The organism is Arthrobacter sp. NA-172, assembly GCF_043952055.1.
GTDB lineage: Bacteria > Actinomycetota > Actinomycetes > Actinomycetales > Micrococcaceae > Arthrobacter.
In genome coordinates this window covers 1,112,437-1,135,961 of sequence record NZ_JBINOT010000001.1, presented here as the reverse complement: position 1 = coordinate 1,135,961, position 23,525 = coordinate 1,112,437, and the positions used below count along the sequence as shown (strand labels likewise).

Genomic DNA, 23,525 nt, shown 5'->3' with positions numbered 1-23,525 from the left:
TAGTTCCTCTAAACTGGGCTGGTACCGCGGGAGCCGCGGCGGCAGTCACAATCGCCGCGCGGCTGAGAGGGCTTCAGCGCCGACCGCTTGACCTGATCCGGCTAGTACCGGCGTAGGGAAGGACTCCATGGACGCAGTAAACACTCATCGCGAACCCGATAACGCGCCTCTACACGCAGATGTGGCGGTGATCGGGGGCGGCGTGATCGGCCTCGGCATCGCGTGGGAAGCCCGCAGATCCGGCCGCTCCGTTGTGCTGATCGATCCTGCACCGGCCAGCGGCGCCACCTTCGCGGCCGCCGGCATGTTGGCACCTGTGAGCGAACTGCACTACCAGGAAGAGGACCTCCTGGAGCTCATGCTCGAATCGTCGGCACTCTGGCCGGACTTCCAACGCAATGTGACCGGCTCACGTACCGGACCCAGCACGGGTTACCGTACGACGCCGACCCTCGCCGTCGGCGCGGACGCTGCGGACCGCCGGGCGCTCGCCGACCTCCGGGACGTCCAGCTCGCCAACGGCCTGGTGGTGGAATCTGTGCCATTGCGTGAGGCCCGGGAGCGTGAGCCGCTCTTGAGCCCGCAGATTTCCTGTGCCTTCGACATCCCGGGCGATCACCAAGTGGATCCTCGCCGACTTGCTTCCGCGATCCTCGACGCTCTGGCAGGGCACCAGCCCGGCGATTCGAGCTGGATTGCCGGGGCCGAGGACGGCTTTGCGGTCCACGACACCGCGGCGGGCCTCCTGTGGGAGGACGGGCGCGTTGTCGGGGTTGAGCTGGACTCAGGCGCCAACGTGATCGCAACGGAAACAGTGGTTGCCAACGGACTGGATGCCGCCCGCTTGAACGGTCTGCCCGATGGCCTCTTCCTCCCGCTGCGCCCCGTGTACGGCGACATACTGCGGCTGCGCGTCCCTGAACATCTTCAGCCCTTGGTCACAGCCACCGTCCGCGGGATGGTGCGCGGAGTCCCGGTGTACATCGTTCCCCGGGACGACGGAACTGTGGTGATCGGCGCGACGCAGCGTGAGGACGGCTTGTCGGCGTCGGGCGGATCTGCCCATCCGGTGTCGGCCGGCGGCGTCTACCAATTGCTTCGCGATGCCCAGGCACTGGTCCCGGCTGTGGCTGAACTGGAACTCCTGGAAGCAACTGCCCGTGCCCGTCCGGGCACACCGGACAACGCGCCGCTCCTGGGTCGGGTGAAAGGAAGCGAAGGGACCGTCTCAGGCCTCATCGTGGCCAGCGGATTCTTCCGGCACGGCGTGCTTCTGACTCCGGCAGCGGCGAAAATCTGCGTCGGACTCATGGACGGCACGTCCGATCCGCGCTGGAGTATATTCCGCCCCGACCGCTTCTCGCGCCCGCTCTCGGCAGCGGGCGCCCCGACCAGCGGCCCACAGGCTGCGACTTCACATCCCCTTCCGAAGGACCACGAATGAACATCAAGTTGAACGGCGAAGACCACACGCTCAGCGACGAAGCCTCTGTCACCACCCTCGTCAGCCACATCACTGGGCGCGCTCTTGACGCCAGCGGCCAAGCGGCTGACGGACGCAAGATCGGCGTCGCCGTCGCACGCAATTCCGAAGTAGTGCCGCGCAGCCAATGGGCCGCTACCGCGCTCGCAGAAGGCGACGAACTCGAAATCGTCACCGCCGTACAGGGAGGCTGAACCATGACCGCAGCAAGCACGCAAGCAGCAAGCACCCGAACCGAAACCTTGGTGATAGACGGCGTCGAGTTCGGCTCGCGCCTCATCATGGGGACCGGTGGAGCGCCTAGCTTGGACGGCCTGGGGGCAGCCCTGCTGGCTTCAGGCACCGAACTCACCACTGTGGCCATGCGGAGGTACTCGCCCGCGGAAACAGGTTCTTTGTTCCAGCTACTCGTGGACCACGGCATCCGTGTCCTGCCCAACACCGCCGGCTGTTTTACCGCCAAGGATGCCATCATGACGGCCGAGCTTGCCCGGGAGGCCCTGGAGACGGACTGGGTGAAGCTAGAAGTCATCGCCGACGAACAGACGCTGCTGCCTGACGCCGTGGAGTTGGTGGATGCCACCGAGAAACTGGTGGACCGCGGCTTCAAGGTCTTCGCCTACACGAACGACGACCCCGTCCTGGCCCTTCGTCTGGAGAATCTCGGAGCCGCGGCGGTGATGCCTCTGGGCGCGCCTATCGGCACCGGCCTGGGCATCCTGAATCCACACAACATTGAACTGATCGTGTCCCGCGCCTCTGTTCCGGTAGTGCTCGACGCCGGAATCGGCACCGCGTCCGACGCCGCCCTGGCCATGGAGCTTGGCTGCGACGCCGTGCTCCTGGCTACCGCGGTGACCCGTGCCCAGAACCCGGTGCAGATGGGTGAGGCCTTCAAACACGCTGTCATCGCCGGTAGGCTGGCGAAGCAGGCTGGCCGTATCCCGCGCCGGGAACACGCGCTGGCGTCCTCGGCCATGGAGGGCCGGGCCGAGTTCCTCTAATACAGCTGGGGGCCCTATGGACGAAATTCTCAACAGGTCCGCGATTGGTAACGCCTTGGCAGACCTACCGGACTGGCGGTACCGCCTCGGTGCCCTCGTTACCGTCTACAAATGCCCGACGTCGGCGGCCGCGCTGGAGCTGATTGCCGCCGTCGGGCGCCTTGCCGAGGAACAGAACCATCATCCGGACCTGGACTGGCGGTACAACCGAGTGTTCATCCGGTACACCTCCCACGACGCCGGGAGCGATGTGACCCAGCGTGACATCCGGGCCGCCGGCGCGGCCAGCCGGGCCGCCGTGGACGTCGGGGCCGTGGCCGACCCCGCACGCTAGAGGCGCAGTGCTGCCGTCAGCTTGGCGGTGTCGTGCCGGGTCCGGCTGCGGCCCAGGAAGTTGACCACAAGCGCTGCCGCCACGGTACCCGCAATGATGGGCAAGACCCACGGAATCCACGTCAAACCGGGCAGATAGCCAAAGCCGAGTTGGATGAAGACCATCCAACTCAGCATGGAGACGGCCACCGAAACACCGGCGGGCAGGGCGATTCCGTAGGTGCCACGGTGTTTGTCATTTCCCCAGACAATGAAGCCTGAGGCGACAGTGGCTAGTACCACGATGACAATTGAGAGCATGCGGACTCCTGGCTCGCTGGTGTTCTTGCTTGTTGCTTAGAGGGCGCCGAAACCGACCCTGCGTACTTCTTCGGCGCCGATCTCCACGTACCCCAGGACGCTGCCGGGAATAATGACCTGGCGGCCTTTTTCGTCGGTGAGGCGCAAGTCCGTGCCGTTGGCGATGGCGTCGCCCACGATCTTGGCAACAGCCTCGGCATCCAGAGCGGACTCCAGCACGATCTCACGGCCAACGTTCTGAATGCCGATCTTTACTTCCACAGCAGGGCCTCCCAGCCAATCAAGGATTTACTCAGTCATCTATTTGTAGCCTAGGACTCTTTCGGGAAGCGACTGATTCCGCGCCAAGCTAAACGGTAGATCAGATCGCTCGCGACATCGAGGTCCAAATCGCCGGCGGTTTCGAGCCAATACCGGGCGCTGACCTGCGCCATCCCGGCCAGGCCGCGGCCCAGCAACTGGGCCTCCAGCGGGGGCAGTTTGGTGTCCTCCGCAATGACTTTGGCGACGGCGTCGGCGAAAGTGCGGTTAAAAGTCTCCAAGCGGGAGCTGACATCCGGGTCGTTGATCAAATCAGACTCGAAGACGAGCCGATGCGCCTGATCGTCAGCCGCGATGAAGCGATAGTAGGCGCGCATGACGGCCTGGACGCGTTCTTTGTTGTCCGAGGTGGAATTCAGCGCCGTGAGCATCTGGTCAGTGAGCGTCGCCAGGTGGCTGTCCAGGAGCGCCATGTAGAGGTCCCGCTTGGACGGGAAGTGTTGATAGAGCACCGGCTTGCTGACATGGGCAGTCTCGGCGATTTCGTCCATGGCCGCACCATGGAAGCCGTTGGCAACGAATACTTCCAAGGCGGCGTTCAAGAGTTGGGCCCGGCGCTCATCGCGTGGCAGCCTGGCCGAGCGTGGCGAACCAGTCCGGTCTTGCCTGGCCTGTGTCTCCTGTTTGATACGTGCGCTCTCAGCCACTTGTCTGCCGCCTTTCCTTATGCAGTTATGACCACAATACTGCGCAGTAATATGACCCGGTGGCAGCGGCGGGCATACTTTGGAGTATGGCCACTATTTTTGCTGCCCCAACGTTGCCGTCCACGCCTTCCTCTGCGCTGCCGCCTCTGGTGGAACCGGCTGCGGAACTGACCACGGATGAGGTGGAACGCTACTCGCGCCACCTCATTATTCCCGAAATCGGAGCGGTGGGTCAGCGGCGCCTCAAGAACGCGAAAGTCCTGGTGATCGGCGCCGGGGGACTGGGTTCCCCCGCCCTCCTGTACCTGGCCGCCGCCGGGGTGGGGACGCTCGGCATTGTGGACGACGACGACGTCGACCTCAGCAACCTGCAACGCCAGATCATCCACGGAGTGAGCGATGTCGGACGGCCGAAGATCGAATCGGCGCGTGACGCCATCAAGGAACTCAATCCGTTGGTCGATGTCCAGCTGCACAACGTGCGCCTCGACTCTTCCAACGCCTTGGAAATCTTCGCCGGTTATGACCTGATTCTGGACGGTGCGGACAATTTCGCCACCCGATACCTGGTGAACGATGCTGCTGCCATTCTGGGCAAGCCATACGTGTGGGGTTCCATTTTCCGTTTCGACGGCCAAGTCAGTGTGTTCTGGGAGAAGCACGGGCCCAGCTACCGCGATCTGTACCCGGAGGCCCCTCCAGCCGGTTCGGTCCCGTCGTGTGGCGAAGGTGGCGTGTTCGGCATGCTCTGCGCCGCCGTCGGCTCCCTCATGGTGACGGAGGCAGTCAAGCTCATCACCGGCGTCGGGCGCTCCATGCTGGGGCGCGTCGCGCTCTTTGACGCGCTCGGCGGCAGCTGGCGCGAGATCAAGGTCTCCAAAGATCCGGAGGCTGAGCCAATCACCGAATTGACGGATTACGAGGCTTTCTGCGGCATCACCCCGGCGCCCGCTGGCGACTCGGTTCCGACCGTCACGGCCACCGAACTTTCCGGAATGCTCGACGCCCGCGCGGCGGGGGAACGTGACTTTGAACTGGTGGACGTGCGGGAGACCGGCGAACACGAGATTGTGAACATCGACGGTTCGGTGCTCATCCCGCAGGGACGCATCCTGGCGGGGGAGGCCTGGGCGGAGCTGCCACAGGACAAAGAGATCGTCTTCCACTGCAAGGGCGGCACCCGATCTGCAGCGGTGCTCGCGGCAGCACAGCGTGCCGGCTACACGCGCGTCAGCCATCTCGACGGCGGGATCCTGGCGTGGGTGCGCGACGTCGAGCCGGGCAAACCGGTCTACTGAGCAGATAGTGCTGATGAACACGAAAGGGCCTGACATGAGCGAGGACTCCATGACCACACCGCAGCACCCCATCGGATCTGGATTCGGGCACGGGTCCACTGCCTCGGAGGTGGTTGCGGGAGTGGACCTCACCGGCAAGTCGGCCATTGTCACAGGTGGCTATTCCGGGCTCGGCCTGGAAACGGTGCGAGCCTTGTCCTCTGCTGGAGCCCGGGTTACGGTTCCTGCCCGCCGGCCCGAACACGCGCGGGAAGTCCTCGCCGCGGCCGGCCTGGCACCGGAGCAAGTGACCGTGGAGGCCCTGGATCTGGCGGATCAGGAAGGTGTGAAGGACTTCGCGGCCCGCTTCCGCGCGTCGAACGGAACCCTCGACATCCTCATCAACAATGCGGCCATCATGGCTAGCCCGGAGCAACGCGTGGGCCCGGGCTGGGAATCCCAGTTCGCCACCAACCATCTGGGCCACTTCACGCTCCTCAACACTTTGTGGCCCGCGCTGGCTGCTGCGGGTGGGGCCCGCGTGGTGGCTCTGTCCTCCACCGGGCACAAACTCTCGCCGATCCGTTTCGAGGACATCAATTTCGAGGGCGGCTACGACAAATGGCGGGCCTACGGCCAGGCGAAGACAGCCAACGCGCTGTTCGCCGTGGAGTTGGACCGCTTGGGCAAGTCGTCCGGAGTGCGGGCGTTTGCGGTCCATCCGGGCGGCATCATGACAGAGCTGCAGCGCCACTTGCCCAAGGAGGAAATGGTCGCGGCTGGTTGGATGGACGAGGCGGGCAACGTCAGGGAGGGCTTCAAGACTCCCGAACAGGGCGCCGCCACCTCCACCTGGGCGGCAACGTCGTCGGCCTTGGCGGGTGTGGGTGGGGTGTATTGCGAAGACTGCGATATCGCCAACCCCACGGACCCGGCCTCGCCGCTCGCCAGATACCAGGGAGTGGATGCGCACGCTGTGGATCCGGAAGCGGCAACAAAGCTGTGGGCCGTGTCTGCGGAAATGACGGGCGTCAACGCTTTCGCCTAGGACCCTGCCGCAGGGAGCGTGCGGGGTCGTAGGGGCTAGGCGCTTTCAGCCTGCTCGGATGCCGCCTGGCCGTGGTGAACGGGGCATTCGGCTGCGGAGGCCGCTGCGGCGGGCTGTTCAACTTGGATGCCGTACAAGGCTTCGAGGGCTGCCACGTAGTCGTCTTGCTGGCCGTTGGCCGCGAGTTCGCGCGCACGCACCGTGGGGATGTGGAGCAATTGCTTGACCATGCGACGGAGTGCGAACTCGACTTCTTCGGCTGCGGCAGTGCAGCCGTGCCGGGCCCGGACTTTCTCCATCTCGGCGTCGAGCACACTCATGGTGTGGCGGCGCAGAGCCACGATCGCCGAGTCCACCGAACGGGCCTCGCGTTCCTGCTCGAACGACTGTGCCGCGCCGGACACAATAGTGCTCGCCTGTGCCAAGGACTCGGCCTGTTCCTGAGGTGCCGCGAGACGCACCGACTCGAGTGTCAGGAGCTCGACGCCGTCGAGCTCGCCTACTGCGGGGTCGAAATCGTGGGTGAGTGCGAGGTCGATCGCGATGAGAGTCTGGGTGGACAAGGCACGGACCTTCGCAAGCTCCGCGGCTTCGACTCGGGTATCCGAACCGCTGCAGCCGATCATCACGTCTGCCGCGGCGACGGCGGCAGGAAGAGTTTCGGCGTCGAGCGCGGTTCCGCCGCGGGTCGCCACGAACGTCTCGGCCCGGCCGGACGACGAGTACACCGAAACGTCGGTGCAACCACGGTCCCGCAGCAGGGACATGGTGGCGCCGGCATAGGCACCGGTTCCGAAGACAACAACCTTCTTGGTGCTCCAGTCGGCACTTTCCGAGAGGTCGGTGGCGAGGTCCAGGGCGACCGAAACGATAGATAGCCCCCGCGAACCGAGCGCGGTCTGGGCGCCCACGTCCTTGGCTGTTTTCGAGGCGGCCTGGAACAGCCGGACAAGACCGGAACTTGCGGTTCCTTCGTGCTGCGCAGTGATCAGGGCACGGCGCACCTGTCCCGCGATTTCGCGTTCGCCGACGACGGCGGAATCAAGTCCGGCGCTGACGGCAAAGAGGTGCCTGCTTACCTCCGGGCCGGTGCGGGTGCTGAAGGCGCGCGAGACGAGTTGCTCGTTGAGTCCGCTCAAGCCACTGATCTGCGTGACGAGCTCTGAACGGGCAGCTTCGAGGTTTTCGGCATGCGGCGTTTCGCCATAGATTTCATAGCGATTGCACGTGGCCAGGACCACGGCGCCGGAGACAAGTTGGGAATCGGCCAAAGCGGACGAGGCAACCTCGGATGAACCGTTGCTCAACTGAGCGACGGTTTCGAGATCGATGTCGGCGTGTGTAGCCACCAATGAAAAAAGAACCACAGCAAAGCAATCATAGCTTTTTCGGCGCCATGTAGAACAACGCGCACGAGTGGTTCTTCGCACTGCCTCAAGTGACGCCCGCCACGTCTCAATGCACGGGACAGGCTGTCGTTATCTTTTGAGCCTAAACTTCGGCACAATCGAAGGCATGACTTCCAGTTCTGCACTGCCTCATTCCGTGCCGGCCAACGGCGCTTCCGGCACCGTCGCCTCGAGCCTTGACGCAAACCACCCGCTGATGGATGGCCGCACCGCAGACTCTCCGCTGATTCAGGCCTACCGTGGTGGGAAGCCGTCCCGCCGGCCGGTGTGGTTCATGAGGCAGGCCGGCCGGTCCCTGCCCGAATACCTCAAGGTCCGTGAAGGCGTTGCGATGCTGGACTCGTGCCTGCGCCCCGAGCTTGCCTCGGAGATCACTTTGCAGCCGGTCCGCCGCCATGATGTTGACGCAGCCATTTTCTTCTCCGACATCGTCATCCCCCTGAAGCTGGCTGGAGTTGGCGTGGACATCGTGCCCGGCGTCGGGCCTGTTTTGGACAAGCCTGTCCGCACGGCGGCCGACGTCGCCGCGTTGCCGGAATTGACGTGGGAAGCCCTCGAGCCGATCCGTAAGGCCGTGCGCCTGACGGTGGCAGAGCTGGGCACCACCCCCCTGATCGGTTTCGCGGGCGCGCCGTTCACCTTGGCCGCGTACATGGTGGAAGGAAAGCCTTCCCGCGACCACCTCGGTCCGCGCACCATGATGCACGCCGATCCGGAAGCCTGGAACGCTCTGGCCAACTGGGCTGCCGACGCTTCCGGAATGTTCCTGCGGGCCCAGCTGGAGGCGGGTGCGTCTGCCGGGCAGCTGTTTGACTCGTGGGCGGGCTCCCTCGGCTTGGCTGACTACACCAAGTACGTGGCCCCCGCCTCGGCGCGTGCCCTTGACCACGTCCGCCACCTCGGAGCGCCGCTGATCCACTTCGGCACCGGAACCTCGGAACTCCTCGTTGCGATGCGCGACGTCGGGGTGGACGTCGTCGGCGTGGACTACCGGCTGCCGTTGGACGAGGCGAACCGTCGCCTGGGCGGCACCGTTCCGCTGCAGGGCAACATTGACCCGGCGCTGCTTTCCGCGCCGTGGGAGGTCCTGGAAGCGCACGTCCGCGAAGTGATTGCGGCTGGGGCCGCCGCTCCTCGGCCACGTCCTGAACCTTGGCCATGGCGTACCCCCGGAAACCGATCCCACCGTCCTGACCCGGGTTGTGGAACTCATCCACTCGATCCCGGCAGAGTAGCCGGCATGCGCGAGGGACAAACGCCGTCCCAACAAGCAGTGGTGGTGGGCGGCGGCATCTCCGGCCTGCTCGCGGCCCGACTGCTGGCAAAAAGCGGTACTGCCGTGACCGTGCTGGAAGCGAGCGACGCATGGGGTGGTTGCGTGGGAAGCCACACCGTCGCAGGCCTCGAACTGGACAGCGGAGCCGAATCCTTCGCCACGCGATCCACCGCCGTGGCCGACCTTGCCCGCGAGCTCGGGCTCGGTGAAAACATCGTGGCGCCCCATGCCGGAGGTGCCTGGGTGCAGCTGCCGGACGGCCCGCGGGAACTTCCCAAGACGGGAGTGCTCGGCATTCCCGCGAATCCCTGGGATCCGGAAGTCCGGCGTTCCTTGGGTTTCGCCGGTTCCTTGAGGGCATCCCTTGACCGTTACTTGCCCGCGTCCGTGGGCACTTCTGCCGAGGTGACCAGCGTCTCCGCCCTGGTCCGGGCGCGGATGGGCAAGCGGGTACTCGAACGGCTCGTGGCACCCGTGGTCGGGGGAGTGCACTCCGCCGATCCCGGACTGCTCGACGTCGACATGGTGGCACCGGGCCTGCGTGCAGCATTGCGCCAGCACGGCTCGCTGGCAACGGCGGTGGCCAGCCAGCGCAAGGCCGGTTCAAAGCAAACCGGGACCGGACCCGCGAAGGCAGGCTCCGCCGTCGGCGGCTTGAAAGGCGGAATGAACACCCTGGTCTCCGCTTTGGTCGCGGAACTGCGCTCCCAAGGGGTGACTCTTGTTCAAGGGGCCCGGGCGGATTCCATCACCCGCGGTGACGGTGGCTGGCGGGTTAGTGCGGCAGGCAAAACGTACGACGCCGCGCGGCTGGTTGTGGCGCTCGACGGTCCGGCCGCCGTCGGGCTGCTGGAGGGCGCGCTTCCGGAGCTATCCGGGTTGCGTCCCGCCGCAGGCCCCTTGGTAAGCCTGGTGACTTTGGTGGTGGACGTGCCCGAATTGGACGGCCGGCCTCGAGGGACGGGCATCCTGGTTGCACCCCAAACCGCGGGTATTCAGGCAAAGGCGCTGACTCACGCCACGGCCAAATGGGATTGGCTGGCTGAGGAAGCCGGCCCGGGTACGCATGTTTTGCGGCTGTCCTACGGGAGGGGCGAAGGAGCGGACGCCCCTGAATCGTCGGGCGCGCTGGACGATGATTCCCTGTTCGAGGCTGCGCTTCGCGATGCCTCGACTTTGTTGACGGTGCCGCTTGTGCGCGAAGACGTCCTCGATTGGGACGTCGTCCGCTGGGCAGGGGCCTTGCCATTCGCCGCCGTCGGTCACAAACAGCGCGTTGCGCAGGTGCGCCGGGTCTGTGCCGGGGCCGAGGGATTGTCCGTTATTGGCGGGTGGCTTGCCGGAAACGGCCTGGCTGCGGTGGTTGCCGACACATCGGCACAAATAGACGCCGGATTGTGAGATGCGACACTTCTACGCATTGTAGAAGTTCTGCATTTCGACTTAGCGGCATCCACGGGGCAGACTTGTACCATGAGCCACACTTCTGCCGAATCTGTCACTAAAACTGCCGAATCCGAAGAGCAGTTCTTTACCCTGTGGACCGTCTTCAAGCGGTCGGGCGGTGTCCTGCGCAGCGCCGATGCCGTCCAGGATTTCGAGCAGCTGACTGCCAAGCTCGCCGAGGACGGCGTGGTCCTCCGCGGTAGCTACGATGTCTCCGCCATGCGTTCAGATGCCGACATTATGGTTTGGCTCCACGGCGCGAAGCCCGAGGCCTTGCAGCAGGCCGTCCGTGACATCCGCCGCAGCGCGCTCTTCGCCGGCACCGAGATCGTGTGGTCCGCCATGGGTGTCCACCGGGAAGCCGAGTTCGCCAAGAACCACGTTCCCGCTTACGCGCGCGGCGTTGAGCCCAGCACCTGGCTGTGCGTCTACCCGTTTGTCCGCTCGTACGAGTGGTACATCCTGCCCGCTGAAGAGCGCGGCAAGATGTTGCGCGATCACGGCATGCTGGGCCGTGAATTCCCGCAGGTCATCTCCAACACCGTGTCCTCGTTCGCGCTGGGCGACTGGGAATGGATCCTCGGCCTGGAGGCTCCTGAACTGGTTGACCTCGTTGACCTCATGCGCCACTTGCGTGCTACCGACGCGCGTAACCACGTCCGCGAAGAAATCCCGTTCTACACCGGCCGCCGGGTCACCGCTGCGGAGATCGCTGAGGTCCTCGCGTGAGCGGCCGCCACTCCGCCGGTCCCGCCAGCCTCACGGAGGTTAATGAGGTCACCGAGGCCGGGCGCCTGGCTCCCAAGGAGTACGACGCCGTCCTCCTCGCCTCTTTCGGCGGTCCCGAAGGCCAGGACGATGTCATTCCCTTCCTGCGCAACGTCACCCGCGGCCGCGGTATCCCCGATGAGCGCTTGGAAGAGGTATCCCACCACTACCGCGCTTTTGGCGGCATCAGCCCCATCAATCAGCAAAACAGGAACCTGAAGTCCGCCCTCGAAGCGGAGCTCGCAGCCCGCGGGATCAGCCTGCCTGTGCTGTGGGGCAACCGCAACTGGGACCCTTATATCCCACAGACCCTTCAAGACGCCTACGACGCCGGCCATCGCAAGCTGCTGATGGTCACCACCAGCGCCTACTCCTGCTACTCCAGCTGCCGCCAGTACCGGGAGGATATCGGGATCGCGCTGACGGAAACGGGGCTTGACGGCAAACTCGAGGTAGATAAGGTCCGCCAGTACTTCGACCACCCGGGTTTCGTGGAGCCCTTCGTGGAGGGAACCTCGGCAGGCCTCGCAGAGGTGAAGGCCAAATTGGCCGCCGCCGGTGAAGAGGACGCTCCGGTCCACATCCTGTTCGCTACGCACTCCATTCCCACCCGTGACGCCGAGGCCGCGGGACGTTCGGAGGCCGAACCCCGCGCGTTCGAAGAGGACTCGGCTTACGTCGCACAGCACCTGGCCGCCGGAGCCGAAGTCGTGAGGCGGGTTGAGGCCGAATCCGGGCTGACTGCGCCGTGGTCCCTCGTGTACCAGTCCCGCTCGGGCGCTCCGCATGTTCCGTGGCTCGAACCGGACATCAACGACGCCATTGAGGAACTGGCCGGGCAGGGGATCAAGGGGGTTGTGATCGTTCCGCTCGGCTTCGTCTCCGACCACATGGAAGTGGCTTGGGATCTCGATACCGAGGCCCTGGAAACGTGCAAGAACCTCGGTATTGCCGCCACCCGTGTCCCCACCCCCGGTACGCACGGCAAGTTCGTTGCCGGCCTGGTGGACCTCATTTGCGAGCGGACCGTAGCCAACAACATCGCCGATCGCCCTGCCATGACCGGGCTGGGCCCGTGGTACGACGTCTGCCGTCCCGGCTGCTGCGCCAACTTCCGTGGCGAAAAGCCCACGATCGCCGGCGCTGACACCACCGTCGGCACCGGCCACGATGCCTACCCCGCAGGAGAAAGCGCGAAATGACCGTCCGGATCGGTACCCGCGCGAGCAAGCTCGCGCTTACCCAGAGCCAGCAGGCAGCCGATCAGCTGGCCGCCGTCGGGGGTTTCCCCGTGGAACTGGTGCGCATCAAGACGGAAGGCGATGTCAGGACGGGTTCCCTGTCCCAGATGGGCGGCACCGGAGTGTTCGTTGCAGCCCTTCGTGACGCGCTCTTGGAGAACGAGTGCGACGTCGCAGTGCACTCCCTGAAGGACCTGCCGACAGGATCGGCTCCGGGGCTCACCATTGCGGCAACGCCCAAACGGGTGGACGTCCGGGACGCCCTGTGCGCCCGTGACGGCCTGAAACTGGCGGATCTTCCCTCCGGCGCCAAAGTCGGCACAGGATCCCCGCGCCGCGCCGCCCAGTTGCGCGCCGCCCGCCCGGACCTCGACGTCGTGGACATCCGCGGCAATGTGGACACCCGCTTGGGCCGCGTTCCAGGGCTGCCCGGCAACTCCGTAGACGCGCTGGTTCCCGGAAAGACCGGTGACCTGGACGCCGTCGTGCTTGCCGCTGCTGGACTGGAACGGATCAGCCGGCTTGACGTCGTGACCGAGTTCTTCGAAACCGACGTCATGCTTCCCGCCCCCGGGCAGGGTTCGCTGGCGATCGAATGCCGCACGGCGGATGTTTCGAAGGGCGCCCTCGCCCAGGCGCTGGCCGCATTGAACGACGAAGACACCCGGCTTGCTGTCACGGCAGAGCGCGCCGTTTTGGCGCGACTCGAAGCCGGTTGTGCCGCCCCCGTGGGCGCGTACGCCTATCGCAAGGGCAGCATGCTGTACTTGGAAGCGGTTGTCTGCGCCGTGGACGGGAGCAAATCCGTCCGCGAGAAGAAGGCCACGGACGGGCTCACAGAAGTGGGCGCGACGTTACTAGGCATCGAAGTCGCTGAGCTCCTGCTTGCTGCGGGGGCCGGGGACATCGCAGATCTTGCCGCTTCCTGAAAATCGGAGCCAACAGGAGACCATGGGACGGCACAGCGCAGTGAAGTCGGGGGAGCCCCGGTTCCTTGAAGGTGCCCGGGTCCTTGTGACGCGCAGCCCGGACCGTGCCGCGCCGCTCGTCGCCGCACTGCGGGAAGCCGGCGCCGAACCGTTCCTGTTGCCGTTGATCGACTTCGAGCGCGCCCGGGACCAGCATTCCCTGGAAGTTGCGCTGGACGGCCTTCGCGCGGGAGCCTACGGCTGGCTGGTGGTCAGCAGCATCACCACGGTGCGGGCACTGAAGGAGAAAGCAGCCGAGCGTCGCTTGGAGTTGAAGGACCTGATTCCGGACTCGGTCCGGATCGCGACGATTGGTCCCTCGAGCCGGAGGGTCCTTGAAGCCGAGGGAATTCCCGTGGACCTCGCGCCCGAAGATATCCAGTCAGCGGCGGGACTCGTTGCCGTTTGGCCGGCAGGCCCGGTCAACGTCCTGTTGCCGCAAGCGGACATAGCCGACGCCGAATTGGCGGCGGGAATCGAAGCCATGGGAGCCGTGGTCCAGGCGGTCACGGCCTACCACACCGTGGATTACCCGGCCAGCCCCGGACAGCGGCTCACTGCCGCGCTCGCGGCAGCAAACGGCTGGCAGCCCGGTAACGGATCCGGAGCGCCGGAGCTCACTCCGGCAGCAGCCAAATCCGAACTTTCCAGCGGTCGGCTTCACGCCGTCGTCGCCGCTTCGCCCAGCGCGGCCCGCCGCATCCACAATTCACTGGCACCCCTGAAGGACTGCCGATTCATCGCGATCGGGCGCTCGACGGCGGCAGAGGCTGCTGCTCTCGGCATCCCGGTTGCGGCAATCGCCAAGGAACCCACTCCGGCAGGCATCGTGACCGCCCTGCGCACCGTATTTGACACCGAAGGGAACGAAAGTTGAGCTTTCCAAACCACCGGCCCCGCCGGCTCCGCACTACCCCCGCCATGCGCCGAATGACGGCCGAACACCGGTTGGCGGCTGCGGACCTCATCCTGCCGGCCTTTATCCGCGAAGGCCTCAGCGAGCCGGCTCCGATCACGTCCATGCCCGGCGTCGTGCAGCACACCACGGATTCGCTCAAGCGCGCCGCTGCCGAAGCAGTGGAACTCGGCGTCAGCGGCATCATGCTCTTCGGTGTTCCGGCCGTCCGCGATGCGCGGGGCACGGCTTCCCTCGATCCTGAAGGCGTTCTGAACAAGGCCATCCGCGATGTCCGTGCCGAGGTGGGCGATGACCTGGTGGTCATGGGGGATGTGTGCCTGGACGAATTTACGGACCACGGCCACTGCGGGGTCCTGGACGCCAATGGCTATGTGGACAACGATGCCACGCTGGAAATCTACGCACAGATGGCTGTGGCCCAGGCCGAGGCCGGTGCCCACGTGTTGGGGCCGTCCGGGATGATGGACGGCCAGATCGCCGTCATTCGCCAAGCCCTGGAAGCGGCCGGACACCAGAACACCGCGGTCCTGGCCTACGCGGCGAAGTACGCCTCAGCCTTTTACGGTCCTTTCCGCGAAGCCGTCGATTCGCAGCTCAAGGGAGATCGCCGCACCTACCAAATGGATGCCGCCAACCGCCGGGAAGCCATCATCGAGGTGGAACTCGATCTTGAAGAGGGCGCTGACATGGTGATGGTCAAACCGGCCATGAGCTATCTCGACATTCTGGCCGACGTCGCTGCAATGAGTCCCGTTCCCGTGGCGGCCTATCAAATTTCCGGGGAGTACGCCATGATCGAAGCGGCTGCCGCGAACGGCTGGATCGACCGGCGGGGCGCCATCACAGAATCCGTGCTTGGAATCAAACGGGCTGGCGCCGATATGGTGCTGACGTACTGGGCGTCCGAGCTTGCCGACTGGCTCAAGGAGTCCTGATGAGCGATCCCGTTTCCAACCCTACGGCCCCGGTGGGACCCGCGGAGATCCTCCTCGGGCTGAACACCTTCGGTGACGCCGGGGTGGACACCGACGGCAACCCGAAACCGCACGCCCTCGTGTTGCGCGAGCTGCTGGCCGAAGCGGAACTGGCGGACGCCGTCGGGCTTCATGCGTTCGGGGTGGGAGAGCACCACCGGCGCGACTTCGCGGTCTCGGCGCCCGAAGTGTTCCTTGCCGCCGCTGCGGCACGGACATCACAGATCAGGCTCGGCTCGGCAGTGACCGTACTCAGCTCGGACGATCCCATCCGGGTTTTCCAGCGGTTCTCCACCGTTGATGCGCTGTCCAACGGGCGTGCGGAAGTGATGCTGGGGCGTGGTTCCTTCGCGGAGTCCTTCCCGCTGTTCGGCTTGGATTTGGCTGATTACGAGGTCTTGTTCGAGGAAAAACTGGAGCTCTTCGACAAAGTCCGGGCGCAAAAGCCGGTGCATTGGGAGGGGCGAACCCGGCCAAATGTGCACGGGATCAGCGTTTTCCCACCGCTTGAACACCATCTGCTTCCCACGTGGATCGGGGTGGGCGGAACACCCGAGTCCGTGCTTCGCTGCGCCCAATACGGATATCCGATCATTTTCGCGATCATCGGCGGGGAACCGCACCGCTTCGCTCCACTGGTGAACCTGTACCGCGAGGCCATGGTCAAATACGGGCACCCCATGCAGCAGATTGCCACCCACTCGCCCGGCTACATCGCTCCCACCGACGAGCAGGCACGGGAGGAACTGTTCCCGCACTGGCTTGCCCAGCGCAACCGGATCGGTGCCGAACGCGGCTGGGGACCGGCCAGCCGGGGTGAATTCGACGCCATGTGTAGCCCGGAGGGTGCCCTCTACGTCGGTTCTCCGGAAACCGTTGCCCGGAAAATCGTGCTGCTGAAGCAAAACCTCGGAGTGGACCGTTTCGACCTCAAATACAGCAATGGAACGCTGCCCCACGAATCCATGATGCGCTGCATCGAACTCTTCGGCACCGTGGTGGCCCCACTAGTCGCTGAACAGCTGGCCGCCATCTGAGCAGGCCTGAACCGCCCGGACGCGCCTGAACTGTATCGAATCCCTGAAAGAATGGACACCATGACTTCACACACCCCTGTCTCCGACCAGCTGTTCGACCGCGCCCGTTCCCTGATGCCCGGGGGCGTCAACTCCCCGGTGCGCGCCTTCGGCTCAGTCGGCGGCACGCCGAAGTTCATGGTTTCCGCGAAAGGTCCCTACCTGACGGATGCGGATGGCCGGGAATACGTCGACCTCGTGTGCTCATGGGGACCGGCACTCTTGGGCCACGCCCACCCGGCCGTCCTCGAGGCCGTTCACGCCGCCGTCGATCGCGGTCTGTCCTTTGGCGCTTCAACGCCGGATGAGGCCAACCTCGCCGCGATCGTGAAGGAGCGCGTCGCCGCCGTCGAACGTCTTCGGATGGTGTCCACGGGCACCGAGGCGACCATGACGGCGGTACGTTTGGCCCGCGGGTTCACCGGCCGCAACTTGATCGTGAAGTTCGCCGGCTGCTACCACGGCCACCTCGATGGGCTCCTGGCTGCCGCCGGTTCGGGCCTTGCAACCATGGCGCTGCCCGGTTCGGCCGGCGTGACGGAAGCAACCGCCGCCGAAACCCTGGTGCTGCCCTACAACGACCTCGCCGCCGTGGAAGCAGCTTTTGCTGTGCACGGCAACAACATCGCGGCCGTGATCACCGAAGCTGCTCCCGCCAACATGGGCGTGGTGACACCGCACGAAGGGTTCAACGCGGCGTTGTCCCACATCACCCGCGGGCACGGCGCGCTGTTGATCCTCGACGAGGTCCTCACCGGCTTCCGCACCGGCTACGCGGGCTACTGGGGCCTCACGGGCCGTCAGGAAGGCTGGGCGCCGGACCTGCTGACCTTCGGCAAAGTCATCGGCGGCGGAATGCCGACGGCGGCCCTCGGCGGGCGTGCCGACGTCATGGACTACCTTGCACCCCTTGGGCCGGTCTACCAAGCGGGTACCTTGTCCGGGAACCCGGTGGCGATGGCTGCTGGCGTCGCCACCCTGACGCTCGCGACGCCGGAGGTCTACAGTTTCGTGGATGCCCGCTCGCTGGAACTGTCGTCGGCGCTCTCGTCTGCACTGGAGGCGGCTGGCGTGGACCACTCGATCCAGCGCGCAGGAAACCTTTTCTCTGTAGCTTTCGGCACGTCGGCCAACGGCGTGCACAACTACGCAGACGCCCAGGCCCAGGAGGTCTTCCGTTACGCGCCGTTCTTCCACTCCATGCTGGACTCCGGCGTCTACTTGCCGCCGTCGGTCTTCGAAGCGTGGTTCCTGTCCGCTGCCCACGACGACGCCGCCATGAACCGGATCTTCGACGCCTTGCCGGCCGCAGCCAAGGCGGCTGCAGAGGCAACCGCCTGAGCGACCCTTCTCCGACGGTTTACGGCCTGCTTCCGGCGCGCGCTGCCGGAGCAGGCCGTGGGCAACGATCGAATCGACAAGGCGATGGTTCAACTGTTCAACCCATCCAGAGCTTCACTGCTTGTCCTCATGGCCCTCATGGCCGCGCTGTTTGCAGGCGCTGCGCGTTCCGATACCCCCGAAGCCGGCATCCCCGCGGGCGGAACGCCGGGGGCTCCACAGGCCGCTCCGGCGCCAAGCTCCATGTCTCCCATTCCTCCGCCCGACGGTTCGCCGGATGCTTCTGCGACGCCGAGCCGTCCCACAGAGCTGGCGCCTCCGCCGCACCCGACGCCGGAACAACGGCTTGCAGCCTTGACCCTCGAACAAAGGGTAGGGCAGCTTTTCATGGTGGCTGCCAAGGCGGATGGGGCCGATGCTGGAACGGTGGCAGATCTCCTGAACAACCACATAGGCAATGTCTATCTGGCCGGCCGCAGCCAAGCAGGCGTTGATGCAACGGCCTCGGTCGTTTCAAGGCTCAAGGCAGCCGTTTCGCCGGACTCAAGCCGCGGGCTGCCGCTGTCCGTCGCAACCGATCAGGAAGGCGGCTCTGTCCAAGTCCTTCGGGGACCCGGTTTCGCGCCTCTTCCCGCGGCCTTGACGCAAGGCAATTCAAGCCCGGATCAGCTTCATGCTGACGCCCGGACGTGGGGCAGCCAGTTGCTGCAGGCCGGCGTGAACGTTGACCTTGGACCAGTGCTGGACACCGTTCCCAGCCCGGACTCCGCCGCGGCGAACAAACCTATTGGTGCCTTCCAACGGGAGTATGGCTTCACTCCGGGCTCGGTGTCCGAGCACGGGAACGCGATGGCGGCCGGGCTGCGGGATGCGGGGGTAGCGCCGGCGGTCAAGCACTTCCCGGGCATGGGACGCGTCAGCCTGAACACTGATGTCAGCGCCAACGTCCATGACACCGAGACAACCCGGACGGATCCCTATCTTGCGCCATTCCGTGCCGCAATTGATGGCGGAGTCCGATGGGTCATGATTTCAAATGCCTACTACGACAAGATTGATCCGGGGCACGTAGCGCCATTTTCCTCCGTCATCATGCGCACCATGCTTCGGGCCGACGCAGGGTTCACTGGAATCATCGTGTCCGATGATCTGTGCAACGCCGTGCAGCTCTCGCCTTGGAGCATGGGGGACAGGGCGACCAATTTCATTGACGCGGGCGGCACGATGGTGCTGTGTGCCGACACGGCAGCCGTTCCGGTGATGTATGACCAGGTCCTGCAGCGGGCGAAGGCTGATCCCGGGTTCCGTGGGCAAGTGGATGCCGCGGCCCTGACCGTTCTCCGGGTGAAGGCCGGGAAGTAGGCCGGAACTAGGCCGGACGTAGGCTGAAACTAGGCCGGACGCGAAAATCCCCGGCTTCCGGACGATTCACCCCCGCATACGAGGGTGTTTTGTCCGGAAGCCGGGGATTCCTTGCTAAGGGCTAGAGCACGTCCGAAAGGAAGCCTTTCAGGCGCTCGGTCCGGGGCTCGGTGAAGAGCTGTTCCGGCGGTCCGGTCTCCACAACGACGCCGGCGTCCATGAACGTCACGGTGTCCGACACGTTTCTGGAGAAGCCCATTTCGTGGGTCACCACCACCATGGTCATGCCGCCCTTGGCCAAATCGGCCATGAGTGCGAGCACACCCTTGACAAGTTCAGGGTCAAGGGCGGATGTTGCCTCGTCGAAGAACATGACCTCGGGCTTCATGGCAAGCGCCCGGGCAATCGCCACACGCTGCTGTTGCCCGCCGGAGAGGTTGGCTGGCCGGGCGTCGGCCTTGTGCTTCAGTCCTACGAGGTCCAGTTGGGTCAAGGCATCTTCCCGTGCCTGCTCCTTGGACATTCCACGGAGCTTCCGCAGGGCGAGCGAGACATTTTCCACGACGGTCTTGTGCGGGAACAGGTTGAACTGCTGGAAGACCATGCCGATCCGCCGGCGCAGTTCATCCGGGTTGTCCTTGAGCACCGAACGGCCATCGAGCAGAATGTCACCCTGCTCGGGTTCGATCAGCCGGTTCATGACCCGCAGGAGCGTGGACTTTCCCGAGCCGGAAGGGCCGATCACGGAAGCCGTGGTGCCTTTCTCGACGTGCAGGTCGATGCCGCGCAGGACGCGGTTCGAGCCGAAGGACAAATGGATGTTTCGCGCCGTCAGTGTTCCTGAAGCGAACTCGCTCATGCCTGGGCTCCCTTCCCGACGACGGCCGCGGCCTCGTCCGGTTCCTTCTTTTCCGGTCGGCCCGAACGCAGGCGGCGGTCCAGCCAGTTCACGAAATGCGTCAGCGGAATTGTCATGACCAGGTAAAACAGCCCGGCCGCCACGTAGGGGGACAGATTGCCGCTCGTGGACGCAAAGTCCTTGCCGATCTGGAAGACTTCCCGTTCAGAGGCAAGGAGGCCCAGGACGAACACCAGGGAGGACTCCTTGATCAACGCAATGAACTGGTTCACGAGCGCCGGCAGGACGCGCCGTACACCCTGGGGAACCACCACGAGCCGCATGGAAGCGCCGTAGCCGAACCCCAGGGCACGTGTTGCCTCGAGCTGCCCCTTGTCGACGCTCTGGATGCCGGAACGGAAGATCTCGCCGATGTACGCCGCCGACATCAAGGACAGAGCCGCGACAGCCAACGGGTACGGGCTTGTTGAGCCCGTCAAATGCCGGATAATCGGGCCGAAACCGAGGCCGATGACGAGGATCGTGAGGACTGCCGGGAGCCCGCGGAGGACATCCGTGTAGATCCTGGCAATCCACCGGGCGGCAGGATTCCGGGAAATCCCCATGAGGGCGAGCAACATGCCGAGCAGCGTTCCGATGATGCCCGACGTGACGGCAAGGACAAGCGTGTTCGGCAAGCCGACCGCGAACATCTTGGGGATGACTTCGCCCATCGCCTTCCAGTCAAGAAAGGTCTCGCCGAGCTGTTTGAGGATTTCCTGGAGATCCATGGAACGGCTGGGTTACTTGGCCGGGATCTGGACGGCCTTGCTGCCTGGCTTCCAGCCCTGCGGGGTCTGCTCCGCCGTCGTCGGGCGGTCCTTGTACCACTCGGCCGTCAGCTTGGTCCAGGTACCGTCTGCGATCACGGCGTCGAGGCCGGAGTTGAGGGCGTCGATCAGGGGCTGGTTGTCCTTATTCACAGCCCAGGCGGTGAAGTTCTGGGTGTTGACGACCTTTTCGGCGATCTTGGTGTTGTCGCCGTCCTTGACCTGGCCGGTTGCCTGCTGCGACGGGGCGACCCAGGGCATCCACCTGGCCGCTCTTCACGTTGGCGTAAACCGTGTTGTAGTCCGGGAAGCGGACCGGCTCGAGCTTGAGCGTGTTGGTGACGTAGTCGTCCTGGACAGTGCCCTGAACGACGCCGATGCGAACGCCCGACTTGAGGTCCGCGAAGCCCTTGACCTGGGAGCTGTTCTTGGTCACGACCGCCATGTAGCCGAAGTCGTAGCCATTCGTGAAACCGACCGACTCGCGGCGCTTGTCCGTGGTGGAGATCGAGGAGGATCCGACGTCGAACTGCTTGTTCTTGACCTGGGAGAGCAGCGCGGAGAAGTCAGTGGAGGCGAACTCGACCTTGAGGCCCAGTTTGGCGCCAACGGCGCGCAGGAGCTCGTTGTCGTAACCGGTGAACTTGCCCGACGGGTCGATGAAGATGTTCGGCGGGGCGTCAGAGAGGGTACCGACGCGCAGCGTGCCGTCGGTGATGAGACCCAGCTTGGACTTGTCGATCTTGTCCAGCGGGGTGACGTCCTTGGTGGTGTACTTGTCCAGCGTCTTCTGGTCGCTGCCTTGGAGGGCGTCGGTCGGCGAGGCGCTGCTGGTGCTGCCCGCTCCGCCACCGCACGCGGCCAGGGACACGGCGAGGACTGCAGCCACAGGGACAGCAGAGAACCACTTCAGGGCTTTGATTTTCATCAAGCAAATCACTTTCATCGGGGAACACGAGTTCGTATCGAGACGGGCGGGGAACGCAGCCAAAGCAGGTTCGGGCTGCAATATCAGGACTCAACCCGCCAAACTTAATTATGTCATCCGCGTGTTCGGCGATAAATTGACGGCGATAGGACGCATGATTTCCGGAAACTCCGAATTAAATTCGGTTCCCAATGGGAATTGTCCCTCAGGTGCCGCGCCCCCGTACATCGAGGGAAATTCGTGACTGACGTCCAGCTGGCTTTCAGGCAGCAAGGGCAATGTGACGTGCATCCCATCATGCGGACGCTGGAAAAGTGTTCAGCCTGTGGACGGCGCTCGGAAGTCCCGCGCTTTTAGAAGTCGCCCCGGCTGGCATCTTCGGGGGGAAGAACCGGCCAATTGCCTTCGATGACCGCTGTTGGTTTGGTCTTGCGCAGGTAGGTCTGGAAATCGGCGGCCTGTGTAGCCGCCCAATCTACCTGGAGGTGGTGCAGCTTCGAAGCGGGCATCTGCAGCTTCGGGAATTTGCCGGCCATGGCATCAAGGACGCGCAGGGTGGCGAGGGCGTCTGCAGCCGAGGTGTGGGCGTTATCGAGGTTCACGCCGTATTCCTCGCACAGCGCGGTCAGGGTCCGCTTGCCCTTGCGGTACCGGTCAACCTGCTTGTTCATGACGTACGGGTCAAGGACAGGGAAACGGCTAAGTTGCGGCACGCCATAGCGGGCGGATTCGGCGGCCAGTACCGTGAAGTCATAGCTGGCATTGAACGCAATGACCGGCACCTCGTCGTCGAACAGTTCCTGGAAGTGCGGCGGCAACTTCGCGTGTTACCTCAGCCGCCGGACGGCCCTCGGACCTTGCCTTTTCCGTAGTGATCCCGTGGATCTCGCTGGCCTCCAGGGGGATCTCCACCCCCGGGTCCGCCAACCATTCGAGTTCCTTGATCACGCCGCCGTCGTCGTTCACGACGGTGATGGAAGCGGTGACGATCCTCGCTGAACGGGAGTTCCGGCCCGTGGTCTCAAGGTCGAACGCGGCGCGGGGGAGGGTGTTCCAGAAGCTCATGCTTCAACGCTAACGGCGCCCTACGACAAGAACGGGACCGACACTCCTTCTGCGCCGATCCGGCCTGCCCGTGCCGATAGGCTGATGGAATGCGGATGGAATTTGTGACGGCGGTGTTGGCCGTCGTGGATCTCATGCCGCCCGGCGTTGCCGTGTCCTATGGGGATGTCGCAGAGCTTCTGGGTTCGGGTGGTCCAAGGCAAGTCGGTTCCGTGATGAGCCACTACGGGAGCGACGTGGCCTGGTGGCGCGTCCTCCGTGCCAGCGGCGAGGCTCCGCCGGGGCTTGAAATGGAGGCGTTGCGGCACTATCTGGACGAGGGAACGCCGCTTCGCGGTGCCCCCGCGGAATATCTGCGGACCGGAGAGGGACGCTGGCGCGTCGACCTGGGCATGGCCCGGTGGGCACCTACGGACGCGGATTTCGACAGTATCGACGCGATCTCTGAGCAACTCGAGCGTCAGCTCCATAAATTGTCGGTGCCCGATGATGAAATGAAAATGTGAGTCCAGCAGCAACAGAATCGCAAGCCGCCCCAAAGCAAACCGAGCAACCACGTCAAACCGAGCAACCACGTCAAACCGAGCAACCACGTCAAACCGAGCAACCACGTCAAACCGAGCAAACACGGCAGACCCAGCAGTCCCGGCAAACCCAGCGATCGGCGCCCG

General features: G+C 64.7%; 22 protein-coding genes, 3 pseudogenes and 1 riboswitch. Of the genes and pseudogenes, 17 read left to right on the top strand and 8 right to left on the bottom strand.

Annotation, left to right across the window (positions count from 1 at the left end; genetic code table 11):
• The first annotated feature begins 16 nt into the window (after positions 1-16).
• Positions 17-136, top strand: a riboswitch (TPP riboswitch).
• From thiO to ACF0H6_RS05620, 4 genes are all read left to right on the top strand, one after another.
• Positions 128-1,444, top strand: coding sequence for a glycine oxidase ThiO (thiO, locus tag ACF0H6_RS05635; RefSeq protein WP_395248787.1), 1,317 nt, complete (start codon positions 128-130; stop codon positions 1,442-1,444). (Overlaps the previous riboswitch by 9 nt.)
• Entirely contained in the window at positions 1,441-1,677 is a 237-nt protein-coding gene (gene thiS / locus ACF0H6_RS05630; RefSeq protein WP_395248786.1) for a sulfur carrier protein ThiS, read from the top strand. The genes thiO and thiS overlap by 4 nt, the downstream gene beginning before the upstream one ends.
• A gap of 3 nt (positions 1,678-1,680) precedes the next feature.
• A complete protein-coding gene (locus ACF0H6_RS05625) occupies positions 1,681-2,487 on the top strand; it encodes a thiazole synthase (RefSeq protein WP_395248785.1) in 807 nt (268 codons plus the stop codon).
• Positions 2,488-2,503: 16 nt separating this feature from the next.
• On the top strand, positions 2,504-2,821 hold the full coding sequence (locus tag ACF0H6_RS05620; protein WP_395248784.1) for a 4a-hydroxytetrahydrobiopterin dehydratase: 318 nt from the start codon (positions 2,504-2,506) through the stop codon (positions 2,819-2,821).
• Here the strand turns inward: ACF0H6_RS05620 and ACF0H6_RS05615 are convergent.
• The 3 genes from ACF0H6_RS05615 to ACF0H6_RS05605 are packed head-to-tail and all read right to left on the bottom strand — an operon-like array spanning position 2,818 to position 4,088.
• The gene (locus tag ACF0H6_RS05615) at positions 2,818-3,120 is read right to left on the bottom strand and encodes a hypothetical protein (RefSeq protein ID WP_395248783.1); all 303 of its coding nucleotides are present in this window, start codon (positions 3,118-3,120) and stop codon (positions 2,818-2,820) included. The two genes, ACF0H6_RS05620 and ACF0H6_RS05615, sit on opposite strands and share 4 nt — an antisense overlap.
• Positions 3,121-3,156: 36 nt before the next feature.
• Complete coding sequence (locus ACF0H6_RS05610) at positions 3,157-3,381, bottom strand: DUF3107 domain-containing protein (protein WP_395248782.1); 225 nt, start codon at positions 3,379-3,381, stop codon at positions 3,157-3,159.
• 50 nt (positions 3,382-3,431) lie between these two features.
• Positions 3,432-4,088, bottom strand: a complete 657-nt coding sequence (locus ACF0H6_RS05605; protein ID WP_395248781.1) for a TetR/AcrR family transcriptional regulator — start codon at positions 4,086-4,088, stop codon at positions 3,432-3,434.
• A gap of 86 nt (positions 4,089-4,174) precedes the next feature.
• Here ACF0H6_RS05605 and moeB point away from each other — a divergent pair, with 86 nt between their 5' ends.
• Both moeB and ACF0H6_RS05595 read left to right on the top strand, forming a co-directional pair.
• Positions 4,175-5,386 (top strand): molybdopterin-synthase adenylyltransferase MoeB, encoded by a 1,212-nt coding sequence (gene moeB, locus ACF0H6_RS05600; protein WP_395248780.1) that lies wholly within the window; start codon positions 4,175-4,177, stop codon positions 5,384-5,386.
• A gap of 34 nt (positions 5,387-5,420) precedes the next feature.
• Complete coding sequence (locus ACF0H6_RS05595) at positions 5,421-6,413, top strand: SDR family NAD(P)-dependent oxidoreductase (RefSeq protein WP_395248779.1); 993 nt, start codon at positions 5,421-5,423, stop codon at positions 6,411-6,413.
• 35 nt (positions 6,414-6,448) lie between these two features.
• On the opposite strand, the gene ACF0H6_RS05590 is transcribed toward ACF0H6_RS05595, so the two are convergent.
• Positions 6,449-7,780 carry a glutamyl-tRNA reductase gene (locus ACF0H6_RS05590; protein WP_395248778.1) on the bottom strand — a complete coding sequence of 444 codons (1,332 nt, stop codon included), beginning with the start codon at positions 7,778-7,780 and terminating at the stop codon, positions 6,449-6,451.
• A 148-nt stretch (positions 7,781-7,928) separates the two neighbouring features.
• Here ACF0H6_RS05590 and hemE point away from each other — a divergent pair.
• From hemE to ACF0H6_RS05540, 10 genes and pseudogenes are all read left to right on the top strand, one after another.
• Positions 7,929-9,057: pseudogene (hemE, locus tag ACF0H6_RS05585) on the top strand (uroporphyrinogen decarboxylase).
• A gap of 5 nt (positions 9,058-9,062) precedes the next feature.
• Positions 9,063-10,499 carry a protoporphyrinogen oxidase gene (hemG, locus tag ACF0H6_RS05580; protein ID WP_395248777.1) on the top strand — a complete coding sequence of 479 codons (1,437 nt, stop codon included), beginning with the start codon at positions 9,063-9,065 and terminating at the stop codon, positions 10,497-10,499.
• Between the two features lie 72 nt (positions 10,500-10,571).
• Entirely contained in the window at positions 10,572-11,273 is a 702-nt protein-coding gene (gene hemQ, locus ACF0H6_RS05575; RefSeq protein WP_395248776.1) for a hydrogen peroxide-dependent heme synthase, read from the top strand.
• Positions 11,270-12,514, top strand: coding sequence for a ferrochelatase (locus tag ACF0H6_RS05570; RefSeq protein ID WP_395248775.1), 1,245 nt, complete (start codon positions 11,270-11,272; stop codon positions 12,512-12,514). Before hemQ ends, ACF0H6_RS05570 begins: the two co-directional genes overlap by 4 nt.
• The gene (hemC, locus tag ACF0H6_RS05565; RefSeq protein WP_395248774.1) at positions 12,511-13,482 is read left to right on the top strand and encodes a hydroxymethylbilane synthase; all 972 of its coding nucleotides are present in this window, start codon (positions 12,511-12,513) and stop codon (positions 13,480-13,482) included. The genes ACF0H6_RS05570 and hemC overlap by 4 nt, the downstream gene beginning before the upstream one ends.
• A 22-nt stretch (positions 13,483-13,504) precedes the next feature.
• Entirely contained in the window at positions 13,505-14,398 is an 894-nt protein-coding gene (locus tag ACF0H6_RS05560; protein WP_395248773.1) for a uroporphyrinogen-III synthase, read from the top strand.
• A complete protein-coding gene (gene hemB, locus ACF0H6_RS05555) occupies positions 14,395-15,375 on the top strand; it encodes a porphobilinogen synthase (protein ID WP_395248772.1) in 981 nt (326 codons plus the stop codon). The genes ACF0H6_RS05560 and hemB overlap by 4 nt, the downstream gene beginning before the upstream one ends.
• A complete protein-coding gene (locus ACF0H6_RS05550) occupies positions 15,375-16,451 on the top strand; it encodes an LLM class flavin-dependent oxidoreductase (RefSeq protein ID WP_395248771.1) in 1,077 nt (358 codons plus the stop codon). Before hemB ends, ACF0H6_RS05550 begins: the two co-directional genes overlap by 1 nt.
• Before the next feature lie 60 nt (positions 16,452-16,511).
• Positions 16,512-17,831, top strand: coding sequence for a glutamate-1-semialdehyde 2,1-aminomutase (gene hemL, locus ACF0H6_RS05545; RefSeq protein ID WP_395248770.1), 1,320 nt, complete (start codon positions 16,512-16,514; stop codon positions 17,829-17,831).
• A 57-nt stretch (positions 17,832-17,888) separates the two neighbouring features.
• Positions 17,889-19,193 carry a glycoside hydrolase family 3 N-terminal domain-containing protein gene (locus ACF0H6_RS05540; protein WP_395248769.1) on the top strand — a complete coding sequence of 435 codons (1,305 nt, stop codon included), beginning with the start codon at positions 17,889-17,891 and terminating at the stop codon, positions 19,191-19,193.
• A gap of 121 nt (positions 19,194-19,314) precedes the next feature.
• Here the strand turns inward: ACF0H6_RS05540 and ACF0H6_RS05535 are convergent, their stop codons facing one another.
• The 4 genes and pseudogenes from ACF0H6_RS05535 to ACF0H6_RS05520 all read right to left on the bottom strand — a co-directional run bounded on the left by ACF0H6_RS05535 (position 19,315) and on the right by ACF0H6_RS05520 (position 22,854).
• Positions 19,315-20,052, bottom strand: a complete 738-nt coding sequence (locus ACF0H6_RS05535) for an amino acid ABC transporter ATP-binding protein (protein WP_395248768.1) — start codon at positions 20,050-20,052, stop codon at positions 19,315-19,317.
• Positions 20,049-20,822 carry an amino acid ABC transporter permease gene (locus tag ACF0H6_RS05530; protein ID WP_395248767.1) on the bottom strand — a complete coding sequence of 258 codons (774 nt, stop codon included), beginning with the start codon at positions 20,820-20,822 and terminating at the stop codon, positions 20,049-20,051. The genes ACF0H6_RS05535 and ACF0H6_RS05530 overlap by 4 nt, the downstream gene beginning before the upstream one ends.
• A gap of 12 nt (positions 20,823-20,834) precedes the next feature.
• Positions 20,835-21,789, bottom strand: a pseudogene (locus tag ACF0H6_RS05525) (ABC transporter substrate-binding protein).
• Between the two features lie 353 nt (positions 21,790-22,142).
• Positions 22,143-22,854 (bottom strand): annotated as a pseudogene (locus tag ACF0H6_RS05520) (3'-5' exonuclease).
• 89 nt (positions 22,855-22,943) lie between these two features.
• Here ACF0H6_RS05520 and ACF0H6_RS05515 point away from each other — a divergent pair.
• Positions 22,944-23,360: an MGMT family protein gene (locus ACF0H6_RS05515; protein ID WP_395248766.1), complete on the top strand. Its 417-nt coding sequence runs from the start codon at positions 22,944-22,946 to the stop codon at positions 23,358-23,360.
• Positions 23,361-23,525 lie beyond the last annotated feature (165 nt).

Coding starts and splice junctions, on each gene's coding strand:
- ACF0H6_RS05530 (WP_395248767.1), bottom strand. CDS start 20,822: ATGGATCTCCAGGAAATCCTCAAACAGCTCGGCGAGACCTTTCTTGAC.
- ACF0H6_RS05515 (WP_395248766.1), top strand. CDS start 22,944: ATGCGGATGGAATTTGTGACGGCGGTGTTGGCCGTCGTGGATCTCATG.
- ACF0H6_RS05625 (WP_395248785.1), top strand. CDS start 1,681: ATGACCGCAGCAAGCACGCAAGCAGCAAGCACCCGAACCGAAACCTTG.
- ACF0H6_RS05595 (WP_395248779.1), top strand. CDS start 5,421: ATGAGCGAGGACTCCATGACCACACCGCAGCACCCCATCGGATCTGGA.
- thiO (WP_395248787.1), top strand. CDS start 128: ATGGACGCAGTAAACACTCATCGCGAACCCGATAACGCGCCTCTACAC.
- ACF0H6_RS05550 (WP_395248771.1), top strand. CDS start 15,375: ATGAGCGATCCCGTTTCCAACCCTACGGCCCCGGTGGGACCCGCGGAG.
- hemL (WP_395248770.1), top strand. CDS start 16,512: ATGACTTCACACACCCCTGTCTCCGACCAGCTGTTCGACCGCGCCCGT.
- ACF0H6_RS05560 (WP_395248773.1), top strand. CDS start 13,505: ATGGGACGGCACAGCGCAGTGAAGTCGGGGGAGCCCCGGTTCCTTGAA.
- hemQ (WP_395248776.1), top strand. CDS start 10,572: ATGAGCCACACTTCTGCCGAATCTGTCACTAAAACTGCCGAATCCGAA.
- thiS (WP_395248786.1), top strand. CDS start 1,441: ATGAACATCAAGTTGAACGGCGAAGACCACACGCTCAGCGACGAAGCC.
- moeB (WP_395248780.1), top strand. CDS start 4,175: ATGGCCACTATTTTTGCTGCCCCAACGTTGCCGTCCACGCCTTCCTCT.
- ACF0H6_RS05615 (WP_395248783.1), bottom strand. CDS start 3,120: ATGCTCTCAATTGTCATCGTGGTACTAGCCACTGTCGCCTCAGGCTTC.
- ACF0H6_RS05620 (WP_395248784.1), top strand. CDS start 2,504: ATGGACGAAATTCTCAACAGGTCCGCGATTGGTAACGCCTTGGCAGAC.
- hemG (WP_395248777.1), top strand. CDS start 9,063: ATGCGCGAGGGACAAACGCCGTCCCAACAAGCAGTGGTGGTGGGCGGC.
- ACF0H6_RS05535 (WP_395248768.1), bottom strand. CDS start 20,052: ATGAGCGAGTTCGCTTCAGGAACACTGACGGCGCGAAACATCCATTTG.
- hemC (WP_395248774.1), top strand. CDS start 12,511: ATGACCGTCCGGATCGGTACCCGCGCGAGCAAGCTCGCGCTTACCCAG.